General features: G+C 69.6%; 21 protein-coding genes. 13 read left to right on the top strand and 8 right to left on the bottom strand.

The genetic code is table 11. The features are described from left to right. The first annotated feature begins 204 nt into the window (after positions 1–204). From GZ67_RS0107355 to GZ67_RS0107345, 3 genes are all read left to right on the top strand, one after another. Positions 205–717 carry a hypothetical protein gene (locus tag GZ67_RS0107355; protein ID WP_081859924.1) on the top strand — a complete coding sequence of 171 codons (513 nt, stop codon included), beginning with the start codon at positions 205–207 and terminating at the stop codon, positions 715–717. Positions 718–804: 87 nt separating this feature from the next. After that, positions 805–1,422, top strand: a complete 618-nt coding sequence (locus tag GZ67_RS0107350; protein WP_029264351.1) for a ClpP family protease — start codon at positions 805–807, stop codon at positions 1,420–1,422. Then, a complete protein-coding gene (locus GZ67_RS0107345) occupies positions 1,419–2,009 on the top strand; it encodes a ClpP family protease (protein WP_029264352.1) in 591 nt (196 codons plus the stop codon). Before GZ67_RS0107350 ends, GZ67_RS0107345 begins: the two co-directional genes overlap by 4 nt. Positions 2,010–2,130: 121 nt before the next feature. On the opposite strand, the gene GZ67_RS0107340 is transcribed toward GZ67_RS0107345, so the two are convergent. Continuing rightward, positions 2,131–2,484 carry a helix-turn-helix domain-containing protein gene (locus GZ67_RS0107340; RefSeq protein ID WP_029264353.1) on the bottom strand — a complete coding sequence of 118 codons (354 nt, stop codon included), beginning with the start codon at positions 2,482–2,484 and terminating at the stop codon, positions 2,131–2,133. A gap of 64 nt (positions 2,485–2,548) precedes the next feature. Next, on the bottom strand, positions 2,549–3,490 hold the full coding sequence (locus GZ67_RS0107335) for a helix-turn-helix domain-containing protein (RefSeq protein ID WP_051662412.1): 942 nt from the start codon (positions 3,488–3,490) through the stop codon (positions 2,549–2,551). 118 nt (positions 3,491–3,608) lie between these two features. On the opposite strand from GZ67_RS0107335, the gene GZ67_RS0107330 reads away from it, so the two are divergent. After that, complete coding sequence (locus GZ67_RS0107330) at positions 3,609–4,481, top strand: aldo/keto reductase (RefSeq protein ID WP_197021096.1); 873 nt, start codon at positions 3,609–3,611, stop codon at positions 4,479–4,481. Further along, positions 4,478–4,903: a hypothetical protein gene (locus GZ67_RS0107325; protein ID WP_051662411.1), complete on the top strand. Its 426-nt coding sequence runs from the start codon at positions 4,478–4,480 to the stop codon at positions 4,901–4,903. The genes GZ67_RS0107330 and GZ67_RS0107325 overlap by 4 nt, the downstream gene beginning before the upstream one ends. 36 nt (positions 4,904–4,939) lie before the next feature. Here the strand turns inward: GZ67_RS0107325 and GZ67_RS0107320 are convergent, their stop codons facing one another. Then, positions 4,940–5,413, bottom strand: a complete 474-nt coding sequence (locus tag GZ67_RS0107320; protein ID WP_029264357.1) for a MarR family winged helix-turn-helix transcriptional regulator — start codon at positions 5,411–5,413, stop codon at positions 4,940–4,942. Beyond that, positions 5,413–6,072, bottom strand: a complete 660-nt coding sequence (locus tag GZ67_RS0107315; RefSeq protein ID WP_029264358.1) for a GTP cyclohydrolase II — start codon at positions 6,070–6,072, stop codon at positions 5,413–5,415. Before GZ67_RS0107315 ends, GZ67_RS0107320 begins: the two co-directional genes overlap by 1 nt. Positions 6,073–6,200: 128 nt before the next feature. Between GZ67_RS0107315 and GZ67_RS0107310 the strand changes: the two genes are divergently transcribed. After that, positions 6,201–7,220 (top strand): zinc-dependent alcohol dehydrogenase family protein, encoded by a 1,020-nt coding sequence (locus GZ67_RS0107310; protein WP_029264359.1) that lies wholly within the window; start codon positions 6,201–6,203, stop codon positions 7,218–7,220. On the opposite strand, the gene GZ67_RS0107305 is transcribed toward GZ67_RS0107310, so the two are convergent. Next, a complete protein-coding gene (locus GZ67_RS0107305; RefSeq protein WP_051662410.1) occupies positions 7,210–8,133 on the bottom strand; it encodes a DMT family transporter in 924 nt (307 codons plus the stop codon). The two genes, GZ67_RS0107310 and GZ67_RS0107305, sit on opposite strands and share 11 nt — an antisense overlap. Positions 8,134–8,239: 106 nt before the next feature. Here GZ67_RS0107305 and GZ67_RS0107300 point away from each other — a divergent pair, with 106 nt between their 5' ends. Further along, complete coding sequence (locus GZ67_RS0107300) at positions 8,240–9,079, top strand: sulfurtransferase (RefSeq protein WP_029264361.1); 840 nt, start codon at positions 8,240–8,242, stop codon at positions 9,077–9,079. Here GZ67_RS0107300 and GZ67_RS0107295 read toward each other — a convergent pair. Beyond that, the gene (locus GZ67_RS0107295) at positions 9,067–9,990 is read right to left on the bottom strand and encodes a hypothetical protein (protein ID WP_029264362.1); all 924 of its coding nucleotides are present in this window, start codon (positions 9,988–9,990) and stop codon (positions 9,067–9,069) included. The two genes, GZ67_RS0107300 and GZ67_RS0107295, sit on opposite strands and share 13 nt — an antisense overlap. A 304-nt stretch (positions 9,991–10,294) precedes the next feature. Here GZ67_RS0107295 and GZ67_RS0107290 point away from each other — a divergent pair, with 304 nt between their 5' ends. The 3 genes from GZ67_RS0107290 to GZ67_RS0107280 all read left to right on the top strand — a co-directional run bounded on the left by GZ67_RS0107290 (position 10,295) and on the right by GZ67_RS0107280 (position 12,799). Then, the gene (locus GZ67_RS0107290) at positions 10,295–10,945 is read left to right on the top strand and encodes a hypothetical protein (RefSeq protein WP_029264363.1); all 651 of its coding nucleotides are present in this window, start codon (positions 10,295–10,297) and stop codon (positions 10,943–10,945) included. Continuing rightward, entirely contained in the window at positions 10,942–11,295 is a 354-nt protein-coding gene (locus GZ67_RS0107285; RefSeq protein ID WP_029264364.1) for a hypothetical protein, read from the top strand. Before GZ67_RS0107290 ends, GZ67_RS0107285 begins: the two co-directional genes overlap by 4 nt. A gap of 70 nt (positions 11,296–11,365) precedes the next feature. Then, entirely contained in the window at positions 11,366–12,799 is a 1,434-nt protein-coding gene (locus GZ67_RS0107280; RefSeq protein ID WP_029264365.1) for an MDR family MFS transporter, read from the top strand. A 186-nt stretch (positions 12,800–12,985) separates the two neighbouring features. On the opposite strand, the gene purB is transcribed toward GZ67_RS0107280, so the two are convergent. Continuing rightward, positions 12,986–14,368: an adenylosuccinate lyase gene (gene purB, locus GZ67_RS0107275; RefSeq protein WP_051662409.1), complete on the bottom strand. Its 1,383-nt coding sequence runs from the start codon at positions 14,366–14,368 to the stop codon at positions 12,986–12,988. Then, complete coding sequence (locus GZ67_RS0107270; protein WP_029264367.1) at positions 14,365–14,904, bottom strand: low molecular weight protein-tyrosine-phosphatase; 540 nt, start codon at positions 14,902–14,904, stop codon at positions 14,365–14,367. Before GZ67_RS0107270 ends, purB begins: the two co-directional genes overlap by 4 nt. A 148-nt stretch (positions 14,905–15,052) precedes the next feature. On the opposite strand from GZ67_RS0107270, the gene GZ67_RS0107265 reads away from it, so the two are divergent. Genes GZ67_RS0107265 through GZ67_RS21145 form a run of 3 tightly spaced genes read left to right on the top strand, consistent with a single transcriptional unit; the run spans position 15,053 to position 16,761 of the window. After that, positions 15,053–15,316, top strand: coding sequence for a hypothetical protein (locus GZ67_RS0107265; RefSeq protein WP_029264368.1), 264 nt, complete (start codon positions 15,053–15,055; stop codon positions 15,314–15,316). After that, entirely contained in the window at positions 15,313–16,599 is a 1,287-nt protein-coding gene (locus GZ67_RS20110; protein ID WP_051662408.1) for a hypothetical protein, read from the top strand. The genes GZ67_RS0107265 and GZ67_RS20110 overlap by 4 nt, the downstream gene beginning before the upstream one ends. A gap of 42 nt (positions 16,600–16,641) precedes the next feature. After that, the gene (locus tag GZ67_RS21145) at positions 16,642–16,761 is read left to right on the top strand and encodes a PIN domain nuclease (protein ID WP_136025784.1); all 120 of its coding nucleotides are present in this window, start codon (positions 16,642–16,644) and stop codon (positions 16,759–16,761) included. Positions 16,762–16,776: the final 15 nt, after the last annotated feature.

Genomic DNA, 16,776 nt, shown 5'->3' with positions numbered 1-16,776 from the left:
CCCCACCCATCCCCTGCCCTGAGCGGGTGCTGCCCCACGGCATCCGCTCAGGGCGCACCCGCACCCGCTGCGATCCACCGCGATTGGCGGGTCGTATCCGGAACGGGCACGATGGAATGCGGGGGAGTTTCCCGACGAGGATGCGATGCGGTCGTGTCCCGGGAAGAGGCCCCTCGCCGTCCGCAATCGGGGAAGGATCTGCTCGTGGCTGGTCATGCTCCGTCGCCCGCAGGATCGGCTCGGCCACGTCGCCGCGTATGGGGGATCATCGGGATCGCGGCGGCTGCCCTCGTCGCCCTCGTCATCGTCACGATGGCCATCCTGGATTCGAAGCTCGGTTTCACCACGAACGTGACGATCTCCCTGAGCTATGTCGCCGATGACGGGCAGAAATACTCCTGCACGTACGACTACAGCACTCCGGACCGGCTGCCGATGCCCGCCGACATCGCCGAGAGCATGAACTCCCGTGACTGGTCGCAGACCGGCCGGGAGATCTACGAATGGGCGAAGAGCCATCCGGCCGAGCACTGGACGACCGAGGATGAGCTGCCCGCAGACGACCCCGGGTCGACACGGGCTGATGCGACCTGGGGCCTCGCGATGGAGAAGTACGTCACGTTCCCCCCGTGGCTGATCGATGCGGGCGACGGGGAAGAATACGCCCTGTGGTGGGAGGCGCGCGCGGGCAGCAACTGCGCGGACGGCTTGCGCTGAGACAGCGTCAGGACGCATCCGCTCAGGGCAGAGCCGCTCACGGCAGAATCCGGCCCGTAGCGCGAAACGGCGACCGATGCTGGGGGCATGAGCGAAGACAACCCCTCCATCCCGCAGTTCGGCCCTGAGGCCCGGCGCGCACTGTTCCACGAGCGCGTGCTCGTGCTCGACGGTGCGCTCGACGATGACAACGGCACACTGCTGATGACGCAGCTGCTCGCCCTGTCGGCCGAGGATCCCGCCGCCGACATCGCCCTCTGGATCCACTCGCCCGGCGGCTCGGTGCCGTCGATGCTCGCGATCCGTGACATCATGCGGCTCATCCCCAACGACGTGGCGACCCTCGCCCTCGGGCTCGCCTGCAGCGCGGGGCAGTTCCTGCTCTCCGCGGGCACCCCGGGCAAGCGGCGGGCCCTGCCGCACGCGCGCATCCTCATGCATCAGGGATCGGCGGGCATCGGCGGCTCCGCGGGCGAGATCGAGACGCAGGCCGACGACCTGCGGCACACGCGCGACACGGTCCTGGGCCTCATCTCGGCCGACACGGGCCAGCCCCTCGAGCGCATCTTCGAGGACTCGCTGCACGACCGCTGGTACACCGCGACCCAGGCGCAGGACTACGGCTTCATCGACGGGATCGTGGCCTCGATCGCCGAGGTGATGCCGCGGCAACGCGCGCGCGTCGGACTGGGGGTGACCGCATGAGCACCTACTCGATCCCCAACGTCATCGCGCAGCATCCGCGGGGGGAGCGCATCATGGACGTCTACTCCCACCTGCTCGCCGAGCGCGTCATCTATCTCGGAACGGGCATCGATGCCGGTGTCGCGAACGCCCTCATCGCGCAGCTGCTGCACCTCGACGCGGACAGTCCGGAGAGCGGCATCCAGTTCTACATCAACAGCGAGGGCGGCGACCCCGGCGCGGCCCTGGCGATCTACGACACCATGCAGCACATCCGTCCGGCGATCGCGACGACCTGCGTCGGACAGGCGATCGGTCCCGCTGCGCTGCTCGTCGCCGCGGGTGCGGAGGGCCAGCGCGCCGCGCTCGCGCACGCCCGCATCGTCCTGCATCAGCCGGCCGGCCAGTCGCGCGGTGCGATCCCCGATCTGATCCTCGCGGCCGACGAGGTGGTGCGGGTGCGGTCCGACATGGAGGAGATCCTCGCGAGGCACAGCGGGCGCACGGTTGCGGAGCTCCGCGCCGACACCGACCGCGACCGGGTGTTCACGGCATCCGCGGCCCTGGACTACGGGCTCATCGACACGGTGCTCGGACCGCGGTCCTGACCCCGCCACCGTCGCGGGACGGATGTCGGGAGGATGCACGGATGTCGGGAGACACGCCGTGGTTCCTCCCGACATTCGCGCATTCTCCCGACAGGTGGCACCTGGCGGACGGACCGACGAGTCAGGCGGCGAGGGCGAACGCGCCGCGCGACACCGAGACGGCAGCGGATGCCGGCACCGCGGCCGAGCGCAGGTCATCGGCCACGGCGCTCGTGAGGTCGATCAGGCTCGTGTCGAGGGCGCCGGCGATGGCGGCGATCATCTCGCTCGACGGCTCCTTCAGCCCCCGTTCGACCTCGGAGAGGTACTGGGGCGATACGCCCGCCTTCTCCGCAGTCTCGGTGAGGGTCTCCTCGCGGTCGTGGCGGCGGCGACGCAGCTGGTCGCCCAGCATCTGACGCCACAGCGGCTCGGGCCCGCTCGACTTCGGGCGGTCGGGGCGAGGGGTGCGCGGGAACGAGATCAGGTCGGCCATGCCTCACGATAAACCGCGGCATCCGGCGGGTTCGAGCGGTTCTGCTCAGAGCAGAACCGTGCGCTCAGGCGTCGGCGCGGCCGGTGGCGCGTTCGGGTGCCGTGTCGACGACGTGCGCGGTTCCGGAGGCCACCGCTTCGGGTGCCGGCGCCTCGGATGCTGCCGCCTCGGTCGCCGCCCAACTGGCGAGCATCCGCAGCTTGTCGGCCGATGCCGTTCCCGGCTCGGCCGTGTAGGTCGACAGGTGCAGCCCGGGGTCTGCCGGCAGCGCGAACGCCTCGTACGTCAACTCGATCTCGCCGACGACGGGATGCGCGATGCGCTTCACGCCCGTCCGGTGGAAACGCACATCATGCGCGGCCCACAGTGTGCGGAACCGCTCGCTTCTCGTGGAGAGCTCGCCGACGAGGTCGGTCAGCTTCCGGTCGAACGGGTTGCGCCCCGCCTCGCCTCGCATCGCTGCGACGAGCTCCCGGGTGTTGCGATCCCACTCCGGATAGAAGTCCTGCGCCGCCGGGTCGAGGAAGGCGAAGCGCGCACTGTTCGGCTGCGGCTGCGCGAACACCGGCGCATAGAGTGCGCGGCCCAGCGCGTTCGCGGCCAGGTAGTCGAAGTAGTTGTTGCGCACGACCGCCGGGGCTTCGGTCATCGCATCGAGAAGACGGAGGATGCTGGGTCGCAGCTCGCCCGGTTTCTTCCGCGGCGTCCGGACGACCGGGGAGGCGTTCGCCGCACGGGCGAGGTCGAACAGGTGCGCGGTCTCGGCCTCGTCCAGTTGCAGTGCCCTGGCGAGGGCGTCGAGCACGCTGTCGGATGCCCCGGACAGGTCGCCGCGTTCGAGCCGCGTGTAGTAGTCGACGCTGACGCCGGCCAGCAGCGAGACCTCTTCGCGGCGCAGGCCGGGCACGCGACGGTTGCCACCGAATGCGGGCAGACCTGCCTGGTCGGGGGTGATGCGTGCGCGTCTCGTCGAGAGGAACTCGCGCACCTCGCTGCGGGTGTCCATGACTTCGACGGTACGCCTTCCGTGTCGGACGAGGGAGGTACTGGCGGTACCGGGAAGAGAGGGGGCATGCCAGGCCCTCCCTCCGATCTCGACGGCGGCGCACACTGGAGGCATGACCATGAATCTCACCCTCAACAACGGCGTCACCATGCCGGCTCTCGGCTTCGGAGTGTTCCAGGCCGCCCCGGACGAGACCGTCGATGCCGTCAGCACAGCCCTCGAGACGGGCTACCGCCTGATCGACACCGCCGCCGCCTATGGCAACGAGCGCGAGGTCGGCGAGGCGATCCGACGCACCGGCATCGCTCGTGACGAGATCTTCATCGAGACGAAGGTCTGGATCAGCGACTACGGATACGACGAGACTCTGCACGCGTTCGAGAAGTCGACGGGCAAGCTCGGCGTCGACCAGCTAGACCTGCTGATCCTGCACCAGGCGCTGCCCACCCGCTTCGACCTCACGCTCGGTGCCTACAAGGCACTCGAGAGCCTGCTCGCCGACGGCCGGGTGCGCGCCATCGGCGTCAGCAACTTCATGGTCGACCACCTCGAGAGGCTGGCAGCCGAGACGAGCGTCGTCCCGGCGATCAACCAGATCGAGGTGCACCCCTACTTCCAGCAGCGCGAGGTGCAGCAGGCAGATGCCGCGGCGGGCACCGTCACCCAGGCGTGGTCGCCGATCGGCGGGATAACGGCGTACCGCCCCAACGGCGCCTCGGTCTTCGACGACGCGACAGTCCAGGCGATCGCCGCCGCGCATGGCAAGTCGCCCGCCCAGGTGATGCTCCGCTGGCACCTGCAGCAGGGGCGATCCGCGCTGCCGAAGTCGGTGCGCCCCGCTCGAATCGCCGAGAACTTCGACGTGTTCGACTTCGAGCTGACGGCCGATCAGCTCGGCGCGATCGATGCGCTCGACACCGGAGTGCGCCGCGGCCCCGAGCCCGAAGCGGTCACCCTCGAGACCTTCGGTCGGGAGATCCCCGAAGCATGACCCGGCTCGTCAGGTCGGTCGCGTGGGCCGCTGGTGCTCTTGTCGCGGGGTTCTCCCTCGCGGCGTGTGGCGCCGAATCCGCTCCGCGCCCGACCGGCGACAGCTCGACGACACCTGAGCCGGCTGAGGTCGACTACCGAGACGGTGAGTACGACGCCACCGGATGGTACGGTTCGCTGCCCTCTCATCAGGACGTCGCACTGACCATCGAGGACGACGTGGTGACCGAGGTCGCGATCACCACGCCCGCCGAGGACCCGACCTCGCTGCAGTACCAGCAGGCGTTCGCGGACGCACTTCCCGGCGAGATCGTCGGGAAGCAGATCGACGACATCACGCTCGATCGCCTGGCAGGTGCCAGCGGATGCTCGGAGGGGTTCATGAACGCTCTGGCCGAGATCAAAACCCAGGCCCGGGCCTGACCCGCGTTCCGAACCGAGGAGAACAGGCTGATCGCCCTAGAGTGCCGCAGTGACGCCCGGGAGCAGCTTGGTGAGGATCGTGCCGAGCTGCTCCCGCTCGTCGTCGGTCAGCGGATCGAAGACCAGCTCGCGGATCTGCGCCACGTGCACGGGGGCTGCTCCTCGGAGCAGTTCGCGACCGGCATCCGTGAGTGCCGCCGTCAGGGTGCGCTTGTCGCTGCTGCACGAGGTGCGGGTCACCCAGCCGCGCTCCTCGAGGGAGTCGATCGCATGGCTGAGGCGCGAGCGGCTGAGGCCGGCGATCTGGGCGAGCTCGGTCATCGGCACCGCTCGGTCGTCCTGGCCCGCGAGCGTGACGAGGATCGCATAGTGCGCGTGCTTGAGGCCCGTCTCGGCCTTCAGCGCGCGGTCCAGCACCTGTGGCAGAAGCTGCACGAAGCGGATGGTGGGCAGCCACGTGTGCATCTCGGCGTCGTCGAGCCGGCGGTCGCTCAACACCTGCGCAGTCATCAGGCGGCCGACAGGTCGAGCGTGTGGGCGGTGTGGTCCCGCTTGGCCTGCAGGTAGCGGGTGTTCGCCTCCGACAGGTGCACCTCGGTGGGCACGCGCTCGGAGACGCGGATGCCGAGGGCTTCGAGCTGCACGGCCTTGTCGGGGTTGTTGCTCAGGAGGCGGATGCCGTCGACGCCGACCGCGTTCAGCATCTGCGCGGCGACGGTGTAGTCGCGCTCGTCTTCGCCGTGGCCCAGGGCGACGTTGGCCTCATACGTGTCGAGTCCGGCGTCTTGCAGCGCGTAGGCGTCGAGCTTGGCGTACAGGCCGATACCTCGACCCTCCTGGCGCAGGTAGAGCAGGAATCCGCCCTCGTCGGCGATGCGGTCCACGGCCTCGCGCAGCTGGGGGCCGCAGTCGCAGCGCTCCGAGCCGAAGACGTCACCGGTCAGGCACTCGCTGTGCGGGCGCACGAGGGGTGCGGCGCCCCCGTCGGCCGCGTGCTCGAGTGCCGCACGCCAGTCGCCGAGGCCGAGCAGCAGGTGCTCGCGGCCGTCGATCAGGCCGTCGAAGGTGACGACATCGGCGGTGGTGGAGAAGCCGTCGCCGAAGCGCAGCGGCACGCGGACGCGGGTGCGCTCCGTGGCGACCGGAGCGACGGTTGAAGTTTCAATCATGTCGGGTGCAACGCGCGGCCCGTCGAACTATTCCCGTCCGCCGTGATCCGAGGGGTGCCATGAGAGAGCCTCCCACCCGTGCCGGAATCGGCGTTGACTGGATTCACACGACAGAAGGAGCAGTAAGAATGCGTGGAGTAGTCATGTACGCCCCCGGCGACGTCCGGGTCGAGGAGCGCGAGAAGCCGACGATCACCCGGCCGACGGATGCCGTCATCCGGCTCGCCGCGACCTGCATCTGCGGGTCCGACCTGTGGCCGTACCGCGGCGACGACGACGTCGATCACACCCCGATGGGGCACGAGTACGTCGGCGTCGTCGAGGAGATCGGCGACGCGGTGCAGACCCTGAAGGTCGGCGACTTCGTGGTCGGCTCGTTCATGGCCTCGGACAACACCTGCGAGATCTGCCAGGCGGGCTACCAGTCCCGCTGCGTGCACGTGGTCCCGATGGGGAAGTACGGCACGCAGGCCGAGTACTCGCTCATCCCGCACGCCGACGGCACGCTCGTCGCCACCCCCGGGCAGCCCGACGCCGACCTGATCCCCTCTTTGCTCGCGGCATCCGACGTCCTCGGCACGGGCTGGTTCGCGGCGGTCGCCGCCGAGGCCGGACCCGGCAAGACCGTCGCCGTCGTCGGTGACGGAGCGGTGGGGTTGCTGGGCATCCTCGCCGCCCGCGAACTCGGGGCCGAACGCATCATCGCGATGAGCCGGCACGCCGACCGGCAGGCACTGGCGCGCGAGTTCGGCGCCACCGACATCGTCGAAGAGCGCGGAGACGAGGGTGTGGCGCGCATCAAGGAGCTCACGAACGGGCTCGGCGCGCACTCGGTGATCGAGGCGGTCGGCACGCAGGAGTCGATGATGCAGGCGATCCGTTCGACCCGCCCCGGCGGCCACGTCGGCTACGTCGGCGTCTCGCACGACGTGGCACTGCCCGGTGAAGAGCTGTTCTTCTCCGGCGTGCACCTGCACGGTGGGCCCGCGCCGGTGCGGCGCTTCCTGCCCCAGCTGATCCAGCTCATCTGGGACCGCAAGATCGACCCCGGCAAGGTGTTCGACCTCACCCTCCCACTCGAGGATGCCGCCGAGGGCTATCGCGCCATGGACGAGCGTCGCGCCACCAAGGTGCTGCTCACGGTCTGACGTCGTCGAGCGGTGGCGGCGAGCCGCCGCTCTCGGCTCGCCGCCGCACGAGCTTCAGCTCGCTCGCGAGGATCCCGAGCACGACGAGCGCTCCGCCGATGAGCGCGGTCGCGGGCAGGCGCTCGCCGGCGATACGCCCGATGACCCCCGCCCACACCGGCTCGCCGGCGTAGATGATGGTCGCGCGGGTGGGGGAGACCGACTTCTGCGCCCAGTTCATGGTCAGCTGGATCAGGCAGCTCGCCGCACCCAGCCCCACCGCGCAGCCGACCCAGATCCATGAGAACTCCGGCACGCCCTCACCCACCACCGGCATCGTGAGCAGCCCCAGCACTCCGGCGGTCAGCAGCTGGATGACGGTGATGCGGCCGAGGTCGATCTTCCCGGCGAACAGGCTGATCAGGATGATCTCGGCCGCGATGGGCAGAGTGCTGATCATGGTCGCGATCTCGCCCATGCCGAGGGTGAGCGCGAAGGCGTCGGGCCCGGCGATCAGCAGCAGCCCCACGAACGCCAGCCCGGCACCCGCGAAGGCCATGGCCGGCGGTCGCTTTCGGAACACGGCCCACTGCGCGAACGGAACCAGCGGCACATACATCGCGGTGATGAAAGCCGAGGTGCTGCTGTCGATGGTCTGCAGCCCGAGCGTCTGCAGTCCGTAGCCGAGGTAGATCATGACGCCGATCGCGACGCCGGCGCCGACATCACGCCAGCGGATGCCGCGCAGCACGCGGCGGAAGATGACGACGCTGATCAGTCCCGCGATCAGGAACCGGATGCCGACGAAGAACCAGGGCCCCGAGTACTCCATCGCCCAGTGCACGAGCAGGAACGTGCCGCCCCACACCGCGGTGATCGCGATGAGCGCGGCCTCCTGCGGGCGGAGCCGCATCCACCGAAGACGAGAGGGCATCGCTGGCCCTTTCTCGACGTTGCCGGATCGAGCATAGTCGCGCGGATCGTGACGGGAGAAGACGGCCCCGACCCGGATGCTGCCGCAGACTCGGTAGCCTCGCAGGATGAGCGACTTCGTGAGTGCATCCGAGCTGAACGACCTGCTGAACGCCGATGCGCCCGTGCGTGTGATCGACGTGCGGTGGCGGCTGGATCGACCCGAGGCCGGGCATGACGATTACCTGACGGGCCACATCCCCGGTGCCGTGTTCGCCGCGCTGGACACGGAGCTCGCCGCTCACGGCGATCCCTCGGAGGGCCGGCATCCGCTGCCGTCGACCGCCACCCTCCAGGACGCGGCCCGTCGCTGGGGCGTCCGGGCGGGCGACACGGTCGTGGCCTACGACGACTTCAAGGGCATCTCGGCGGCACGCGCCTGGTGGCTGCTGCGCCAAGGCGGCGTCGATGTGCGTGTGCTCGACGGCGGCATCCGGGGCTGGCAGGCCGAAGGCTTCGAGGTCGCGACCGATGATGTGGTGCCCGAGCCCGGCGATGTCGTGCTCGATGAGATCGGCGGCGACGCGCTGTCGATCGACGAGACGGCCGCATTCCCGCAGTCGGGCGTGCTGATCGACGCGCGAGCGGCCGACCGGTACCGCGGCGAGTCGGAGCCGTACGACCCGGTCGCCGGACACATCCCCGGCGCGCGCAACCTCCCCGAACCCGTGCACTTCGATTCGGAGGGCCGGATCCTCGACCGCGACACGATCCTCGCGTCCTTCGCCGAGATCGGGGTGACACCCGGCACGCCGGTCGCCACCTACTGCGGGTCCGGCGTCACGGCCGCCCACACCGCACTCGTCCTGCACGAGGTCGGCATCGACGCCCGGGTCTTCCCCGGCTCGTGGAGCCAGTGGTCCAACACTCCGGGCCGGCCGGTCGCCACGGGAGATCAGCCCGGCTGATCCGCCCGTGTGCCGTACCCCCAGTGCAGCCCGAGCGCGCCGGGGCCGAATGCGCGGCGCACCAGGTGCACCGACGTCCCGCGGGTGAGCGGTATGTCCGTCACGGTGACGCCCTCCGGGGTCTCGACCCGCTCCTCGCACCAGTCTGGCACGGCATCCGGGTGGAACCGAGTCCACACCAGCAGCTCTCTGGCCTTCTGCGCCAGGGCGTGACCGGTGTCCCGCATCGGCGGATACTCGGGCGGATACGTCACCGACCACTCGACCATCGCCGTGTCCGGTGCGGTCAGGGGCACGTCGAGTTCGAAGAGCACTCCGTGCACCTCGCCGTCGGGATGCGAGTACCGCGCGGTGATGCGTCCGCCCGAGACGGCGCTCAGGACCGGTGCCGGTGTGCTCACGCCCGGCGTGATCTCGAGGAACGGGATGGCCGTGATCGTCCCGATCGTGGACTGCACGATGCTGCGGGTGATGCTGTACGCGACGTTGCCGTCGGCGTCGACGTCGGTCACGGAGTGCGTCGTCAGCTCGCGCGAGGTGTCGGGGTACGACGCGCCCAGCGCCTCGAAGGCGACCATGACGGCACGTTCCAGTTCCTCCTCGTCGAGGGGGAACTGGTTGGGTCCGAGGGGACCGGTCCGGTTCGTGGGCCCGAGGTGTCGGCGCAGCGCTCCGGCGTCGAGGCAGAGGAGGTCTTCGATGTCGACCAGCGCGGCGAGCGACTGCGCACCTTCCGGGCGTCGCGCGCCCGAGCGCCAATAGCTCAGCGTGGCCATCGACACGCGGTTCCCGCGCATGTTGAGCTGCTGATGCAGCCAGGACAGGGTCACGTGCCGCGCGTTGATCGCGTCGCGCAGGGCCGCCGCGAAGGCATCGGATACGGACCTGCGTTCGTCATACTCGTAACTCATCACAGCCCCCGTCCGGTATGTGAAGACCACCGCCCTAAAGTGAGCATACGACCGCACGCGTGCACCTCAGGGGACCGGGTGGGCATGTGGGGTCACTTGGCCGTCATCGCAGGCAGGGTGCCCGACCCTGCGAAGACCGGCCTGACGCAGTGATGCCCCCCTTGCTGCGTACGTCGTGAAGCCCGGCAATCGATCTGGGGAGATCAGCCGGGCTTCACGAATCCTCCTCCGCACGCCCGCGGGCGCTGCGACTCCGCGCCCCCGCGTAGACTGGGAGGAACACCCCGGAGGACTCTGGACCGTCATGTCTGCCCCTGTTCGCGCATTCACCATGCGCCACGTGCAATTGCTGCGCGCGCTGTTCGCCGCCGTCGCCGCATTGATGATCACGTTCTCATCGGACCACTCCGCTCCTGTCGGCCTCTCGGTCTTCAGCGGCTTCGTCTTCACCACCGCGCTCGTGCAGCTGCTCGCGGCCTGGCTGGTGCTCCCGGCGGGCTCGCGCTGGTCGTACATCCTGCTCGCCGCGCTCGGCGTCGTCGCCGGTGGCGTGAGCGGCATCCCGGCCTGGCGATCCGACGACCTGTTCTTCATCGTCGTGTCCTCCTGGGCGATCGTGAGCGGCGGCATCGAGATCCTCGCCGGCATCCGCTCGCGTCGTACCGCTGATCCGCTCTCGCGCGACGCGATCACCGTCGGCGCGCTGGGCGTGCTGCTGGGCATCCTCCTGCTGCTGATCCCGGCCGGATTCCTGCAGGAGTACACGATCGAGAAGGCCGGAACGTTCGTCCTGTCCGGCATCATCCTCGGTGTCGGCATGTTCGGCGGCTACGCGGCGATCGTCGCGGTCTTCCTCGGCATCGCCGGGCTCACCCCGAAGCGGGTGGATGCCGCCGCCGCGGCCACCGAATCGAACGACAGCACCGCCCCTGCGGAGCACGGAGGAGAGCGATGAGCGACGAGAAGCCCACCCGTCGGGACATCCTGCGCCCGCTGCACCTGCTGCTGATCGCGCTGGGCTGCGGCGTGTTCGCCATGGTTGTCACGCTCGTCTCCACCGGCGCTTTCACCACGCGTGTGAACACGGCGATCGCGAACGGCACCTACGACGGGCTCACGCCGATCGCGCTCGGGCTCGTCGTCGGTGGAGGGGCGTTCATCGTCACTCTGCTGATCCTGGCGATGCTGATCCTCGCGGTCGACCCGGCCGACGTCACCAAGACCATCGACCGTCCGGTGCTGTACGACCCGGAGCCCGAGGGCGAGGCGGAGGGCGACGAGCCCGGCCGCACGTCGTCCTCGTGACGGGCGAGGGGGCCGCGCCTTTCGCGGCACTCGTCGGAATAGTCCCGGCGCCACGGGGCTTGTCCCTGAAGTGACTGCCTCCGTCGACCGCGCCTCCATCGGACTCCGGTCGCCGAGAGGCCCCATCCTCGGCGCGTTGATGCTCGCGACCGGGCTCATCGCGATCGACGCCACGATCCTCGCCACCGCGGTGCCCAGCATCGTCCGCGATCTCGGTAGCTATCAGCAGTTCCCATGGTTGTTCTCGGTGTATCTGCTGGCGCAGGCCGTGAGCGTCCCCATCTACTCCCGGTTCGCCGACACGGTCGGCCGCAAGCCGATCATCCTGCTCGGCATCGCCCTGTTCCTCCTCGGCTCGATCCTCTGCGGCTTCGCGTGGAGCATGCCCGCGCTGATCGTCTTCCGCATCGTCCAGGGGCTCGGCGCGGGGGCGGTCGCGCCGATGGCCATGACGATCGTCGGAGACATCTACACCGTCGCCGAGCGCGCCAAGGTGCAGGGGTACATCGCGAGTGTGTGGGCGATCTCCTCCGTCGTCGGCCCGGCGCTCGGCGGCATCTTCGCTCAGCTCGACGCGTGGCGCTGGATCTTCTGGGTCAACATCCCGCTGTGTCTGATCGCGGCCTGGATGCTGCAGCTCAAGTACAAGGAGCAGAAGCAGACCGAGCGGCACCGGATCGACTACGCGGGAGCCGTGCTGCTCACAGTCGGGTTGACGGGCTTGATCCTCGGGATGCTCGAGGGGGGCAACGCCTGGGCGTGGATCTCCGTCCAGAGCGCGCTGTGTTTCGGGATCGGCATCGTGGCTCTCGCCCTCTTCGCGATGGTCGAACGCCGGGTCGCGGAGCCCATCGTCGACCTCCGCCTTGCGGCCCGACCGCTGATCCTGACCACCACCCTCGTCTCGCTCGGGGTGGGTGCGCTCATGATCGGCGTCACCAGCTTTGCGCCCGCCTACCTCGAGGGCTCGCTGGGCATCGCGCCGCTGCTGTCGGGTCTGGCGGTCGCCGCGTTGACGCTCGGGTGGCCGATCGCCGCGGCGAACGTGGGGCGCCTGTATCTGCGCATCGGATTCCGTCGCACCACGCTGATCGGTATGAGCATCGCCTCGGTCGCGGCGATCGTCCTCGCGTCGGTGTCTTCGTGGCCGAACCCCTGGGTGCTGTCGCTGATCGCGTTCGTCCTCGGGTTCGGGCTCGGGTGGAGCGCCGCGCCGACCCTGATCGCCGCGCAGTCCTCCGTGGGGTGGGGCGAGCGCGGAGCCGTGACGGGCATGAATGCGTTCGCGCGCTCAGCGGGCAGCGCCGTGGGAGTTGCGGTGTTCGGGGCGATCTCGAACGCGGCCATCGCGCAGGGTGCTGGTCCCGACGACCCCGACACGATCATCCACGCATCGGTCTGGGTGTTCGTCGCGGTCGCCGTGACCGCCCTGCTCACGCTGCTCGCCGCCGCTTTCATGCCGAAGGACAAGGTCGAGGACCACTCCGGCGAGCCGGCGTCCTAGCCCGCTGCGCGTCCGTTCCCGCTCCCCCGCGCCCGCTCCCGCCATCCGTCGCCGAGTGCACGGGATCGTGTCGACTGCACGGGAACCCTGCGTGAATCGGCGGTGCACTCGGCAACAAGCCGTGCACTCGGCGATCCTGCGTGGCGGGACCGGGACCGGGACCGGGACCGGGACCGGGTGCGCGTGCTAGCGGGCGAGGCGCTCGGCGATGCCGGTGTACGTGGCCGGAGTCAGCGCGAGGAGGCGCTGCTTCGCGGCATCGCCGATCTCGAGCCCCTGCACGAACTCGGCGAGGTCGGCGGCGCCCACCCGGTGGCCGCGCGTCAGCTCCTTGAGCAGCGCGTACGGGTCGGTGATCGTGGACCGACCGGCGACGACCTCGGCACGGATGACGGTCTGGATGGCCTCGGCGAGCACCTCCCAGTTCACGTCGAGGTCGGCAAGCAGCACGTCGCGCGAGAGCGAGATCGCATTGAGGCCACGGCGCAGGTTGTCGAGGGCGAGCAGCGAGTGCCCGAACGCGACGCCGATGTTGCGCTGCGTGGTGGAGTCGGTGAGGTCGCGCTGCAGGCGGCTGGTGACCAGGGTCTGGCCGAGCGAGGCGAGCAGCGCACCCGAGATCTCGAGGTTCGCCTCGGCGTTCTCGAAGCGGATCGGGTTGATCTTGTGCGGCATCGTCGACGAACCGGTGGCCCCGGCGACCGGGATCTGCGCGAAGTAGCCGAGCGAGATGTAGGTCCAGATGTCGGTGGCGAGGTTGTGCAGGATGCCGCCGGCGTGACGCACGCGGTCGTAGAGCTCGACCTGCCAGTCGTGCGACTCGATCTGGGTGGTGAGGATGTTGAAGCCGAGTCCGAGGCCCTCGATGTACTCGCGGGCGATGGTCGGCCAGTCGGCGTCGGGGTCGGCCGCCAGGTGCGCTGACCAGGTGCCGGTCGCGCCCGAGAACTTGGCAAGGTACTCGGATGCCGCGATCTGGCCGCGCACGCGCTCGAGGCGCCACGCGAAGACCGCGATCTCCTTGCCCATGGTCGATGGGGTCGCGGGCTGGCCGTGCGTGCGGGAGAGCATCGCGGCATCCGCGTGCTCGACCGCGAGCTCGCGGAGCTTCGCGATCACGGTGTCGAGGGCCGGCAGCCAGACCTCCTCCACGGCGCGCTTCACGGTGAGCGCGTAGGAGGCGGAGTTGATGTCCTCGCTGGTGGCGGCGAAGTGCGTGAGCTCGGCGATGGCGTCGAGTCCGAGCGTCGAGAGGCGGTCGCGCACGAGGTACTCGATGGCCTTCACGTCGTGCTGGGTGACGGCTTCCTTCTCGGCGAGCCAGTCGATCTCGGCCTGCCCGAAGTCGCGGTACAGCGCACGCAGGCGTTCCTTGTCGGCATCCGACAGCGGGGTCGTCTCGAACAGCGAGCGGTCGGTGAGGGCGATCAGCCACTCCACCTCGACCTCGACCCGTGCGCGGTTGAGTCCCGCCTCGGAGAGGAAGTCGGCGAGACCGGTGACGGCGCCGCGGTAGCGACCGTCGAGAGGGCTCAGGGGCTGCGGCGGGAGCGAAGGCTGGAAAGTCAGGGGAGTCCTCCTGATGAGGCCCCGAAGGTTCGGGGCGAGCGGGGGAGACGGAGAGCGGGTTCGAGCTGGCGGAACAGGCCCCGAGTCGCCGCCTCAATCATACCGAGCACCGAATCGAACATCGCCGCCCCCGCGTAGTACGGGTCGGGGACGTCATGGGTGGAGGCGTCCGGGTCGAACGCGAGGAGCAGCGTGACCTTGCCCTCCTCGTCCTCGTCGTGCGCCCACTCCCGCAGGATGCGCTCGTGGGTGCGGTCGAGCGCGACCACGAGGTCGTTGTCGGCGAAGGCCGCGGCGGTGAACTGGCGCGCGCGGTGCCGAGAGCCGTCGTAGCCGCGCCGGGCGAGGGAGTCGATCGTGCGGTCGTCGGCGCGCTCGCCCAGATGCCAGTCGCCGGTGCCGGCGCTGCGCGAGACGATACGCGAGCCGAGTCCCTGCCGCTCGGCGAGGTCGCGGAAGACGACCTCGGCCATGGGAGAGCGGCAGATGTTCCCCGTGCAGACGAAGATCACGCGGAAGGGATCCGGGGATGTCACAGATACATTCTGCCCGCCTCCGACGATCCTGCACAGCGCGGGGTGCTCAGGCGGGCCCTCTCTGCACACCGAGATCCGGCTTTCCTCTCTCCACCGACCGCGAGAATCCGGTCGGGCCCGGACCCGTCGAACCCAGAGGCTGAGGGGCATGTACTCCCTCGCGCAGAATCATGCCATCGCCTCCGAGGCCAGCTGGGTCTGGATGCTGACCAGTCGCGAGATCGGTTCGGCGATCTCGCTGATCGAAGACGCGGGAGCCGTGCTGGTGTCGCTCGTCGATGCGTCGGATTGGCAGTCCGAGGGGTTCCGCGCCCTACATGAGCGGCTGGCGCGACTGCGTGAAGACTGCGGCGCCGAGATCGGGCATCTCCACGTGCGTCAGTGGGAGCTGAACGCCGGAGGAGCGGAATGAGCGGCCTGGAGATCGGGCACGGCGGGGTGATCGCCGTCGACACCCAGCAGCTGCGCGATGTCGGTTCCCGGATGCAGACGGTGGCGACGCAGTGCGAGGAGGCTCGGGCCGCGATCGCCCGCGCCGGTGCGCTCCTGGCCTCTGCGCCGGAGGCCGCCCCGCAGGTCGATATCGGTGCGCTGCATCGCAGCGGGGAGCGTGTCGGAGAGCTGCGTGCCGAACTCGAGGATGCCTGCGCGGGCACCCTCCTGATGGCGGACGCGTTCGAGGTGGTGGAGCTTCGGGCGGAGGCCGAAGCTCTCGCCCTGGGGGATCGCGCGGGCGCGAGTGCCCTTCGGGCGCGTATCCATCGACTCCTCGACGGCGACGCGCGCGTCGGAGTGATGGCCGACTGGCTCGTTGCCGACTGGGCGGGGCGACGTCACGGAGGCGTGCCCGAACCGATGGGCGTCTTCGGACTGCTGCCGTCGCTGCTCCTGGCCGGGGCGTTCGCCGGCCTCACGTCCACGCTCGGGAAGGTGCCGTCGGGAGCCCGGCTCACGGGGGCCGCAGATCCCGTGCGGGTGACTCCGACCGCCACGTCGACCCCGGCCGGTGCGCCGAAGGGCGTGGCCGGTGCACTGAAGCGCCTGCCGTCGTCGAGTGCGCAGGTGGCGGTCGAGAAGTACACCATGGCCGACGGCGCGACCCGCTACGTGACCTACGTCAAAGGGACGCAGAACTCCGTGCCCTGGGAGGGTGGCGAAGAGGATCCGTGGGACATGAAGTCGAACCTGGAGCTCTATCAGGGGCAGCGGTCGGCGTCGTATCAGGCGACCGTCGACGCGCTGGCCGCCGCGGGCGCAGAGCCCGGAGACCGGGTGGACATCGTGGGCTACTCGCAGGGCGGGATGATCGCGGCGCACCTCGCGATGGAGAGCGACTACGACGTCGCGATGCAGCTGACGGCGGGAAGCCCGCAGGAGTCGTCGCTCGGTGACGGCCAGACTCTCATCCAGCTCTCGCACTCCGACGACGTCGTCGCGAAGCTCGCTGCGGGGGGATCGGCCACGGGCACCGGTTCTCCCGACAGTTTCACCGCGACACGCGAAGTCGACCCGCAGGACGGCCTGTACGACCTGTCGCTGCAGCCGCACGCGCTCGAGGCCTACATCGAGACTGCACAGATGGTGGACGACTCGTCCGATCCGCGTGCCGAGGCGCTCGACGCGTACTGGCGGGAGCTCGGCGATGCCGTCGAGATCGAACGCACCGATTTCCATGCCGAGCGGGTGAAGCAGTGACCGCGATGAGCCTCGGCGGCCAACGGCCACCCGATCCGCAGCATGATCGACTGCCTGATCGCCGCCGTCGCGATTCGCCGTGACACCCCGCTCCTGCACGGCGACCGCGACTTCGGATTCCTCGCCGAGATCAGTCCGCTTCGCCTCGACGTTCCGGCTTAGTTGCCGGGCTCAGTC

Source organism: Microbacterium sp. Cr-K20, assembly GCF_000708325.1.
Lineage (GTDB): Bacteria > Actinomycetota > Actinomycetes > Actinomycetales > Microbacteriaceae > Microbacterium.
The sequence above is the reverse complement of the archived record's forward strand: the minus strand, read 5'-3'. Positions and strand labels throughout refer to the sequence as shown.

What these genes read in the sequence shown, in the direction of transcription:
- GZ67_RS0107290 (WP_029264363.1), top strand. Translation starts at nt 10,295, where the DNA reads ATGTCTGCCCCTGTTCGCGCATTCACCATGCGCCACGTGCAATTGCTG.
- GZ67_RS0107345 (WP_029264352.1), top strand. Translation starts at nt 1,419, where the DNA reads ATGAGCACCTACTCGATCCCCAACGTCATCGCGCAGCATCCGCGGGGG.
- GZ67_RS0107315 (WP_029264358.1), bottom strand. Translation starts at nt 6,072, where the DNA reads ATGATTGAAACTTCAACCGTCGCTCCGGTCGCCACGGAGCGCACCCGC.
- GZ67_RS0107310 (WP_029264359.1), top strand. Translation starts at nt 6,201, where the DNA reads ATGCGTGGAGTAGTCATGTACGCCCCCGGCGACGTCCGGGTCGAGGAG.
- GZ67_RS0107295 (WP_029264362.1), bottom strand. Translation starts at nt 9,990, where the DNA reads ATGAGTTACGAGTATGACGAACGCAGGTCCGTATCCGATGCCTTCGCG.
- GZ67_RS0107340 (WP_029264353.1), bottom strand. Translation starts at nt 2,484, where the DNA reads ATGGCCGACCTGATCTCGTTCCCGCGCACCCCTCGCCCCGACCGCCCG.
- GZ67_RS0107320 (WP_029264357.1), bottom strand. Translation starts at nt 5,413, where the DNA reads ATGACTGCGCAGGTGTTGAGCGACCGCCGGCTCGACGACGCCGAGATG.
- GZ67_RS0107300 (WP_029264361.1), top strand. Translation starts at nt 8,240, where the DNA reads ATGAGCGACTTCGTGAGTGCATCCGAGCTGAACGACCTGCTGAACGCC.
- GZ67_RS21145 (WP_136025784.1), top strand. Translation starts at nt 16,642, where the DNA reads ATGATCGACTGCCTGATCGCCGCCGTCGCGATTCGCCGTGACACCCCG.
- GZ67_RS0107305 (WP_051662410.1), bottom strand. Translation starts at nt 8,133, where the DNA reads ATGCCCTCTCGTCTTCGGTGGATGCGGCTCCGCCCGCAGGAGGCCGCG.
- GZ67_RS0107335 (WP_051662412.1), bottom strand. Translation starts at nt 3,490, where the DNA reads ATGGACACCCGCAGCGAGGTGCGCGAGTTCCTCTCGACGAGACGCGCA.
- GZ67_RS20110 (WP_051662408.1), top strand. Translation starts at nt 15,313, where the DNA reads ATGAGCGGCCTGGAGATCGGGCACGGCGGGGTGATCGCCGTCGACACC.
- GZ67_RS0107325 (WP_051662411.1), top strand. Translation starts at nt 4,478, where the DNA reads ATGACCCGGCTCGTCAGGTCGGTCGCGTGGGCCGCTGGTGCTCTTGTC.
- GZ67_RS0107330 (WP_197021096.1), top strand. Translation starts at nt 3,609, where the DNA reads ATGAATCTCACCCTCAACAACGGCGTCACCATGCCGGCTCTCGGCTTC.
- GZ67_RS0107265 (WP_029264368.1), top strand. Translation starts at nt 15,053, where the DNA reads ATGTACTCCCTCGCGCAGAATCATGCCATCGCCTCCGAGGCCAGCTGG.
- GZ67_RS0107350 (WP_029264351.1), top strand. Translation starts at nt 805, where the DNA reads ATGAGCGAAGACAACCCCTCCATCCCGCAGTTCGGCCCTGAGGCCCGG.
- GZ67_RS0107285 (WP_029264364.1), top strand. Translation starts at nt 10,942, where the DNA reads ATGAGCGACGAGAAGCCCACCCGTCGGGACATCCTGCGCCCGCTGCAC.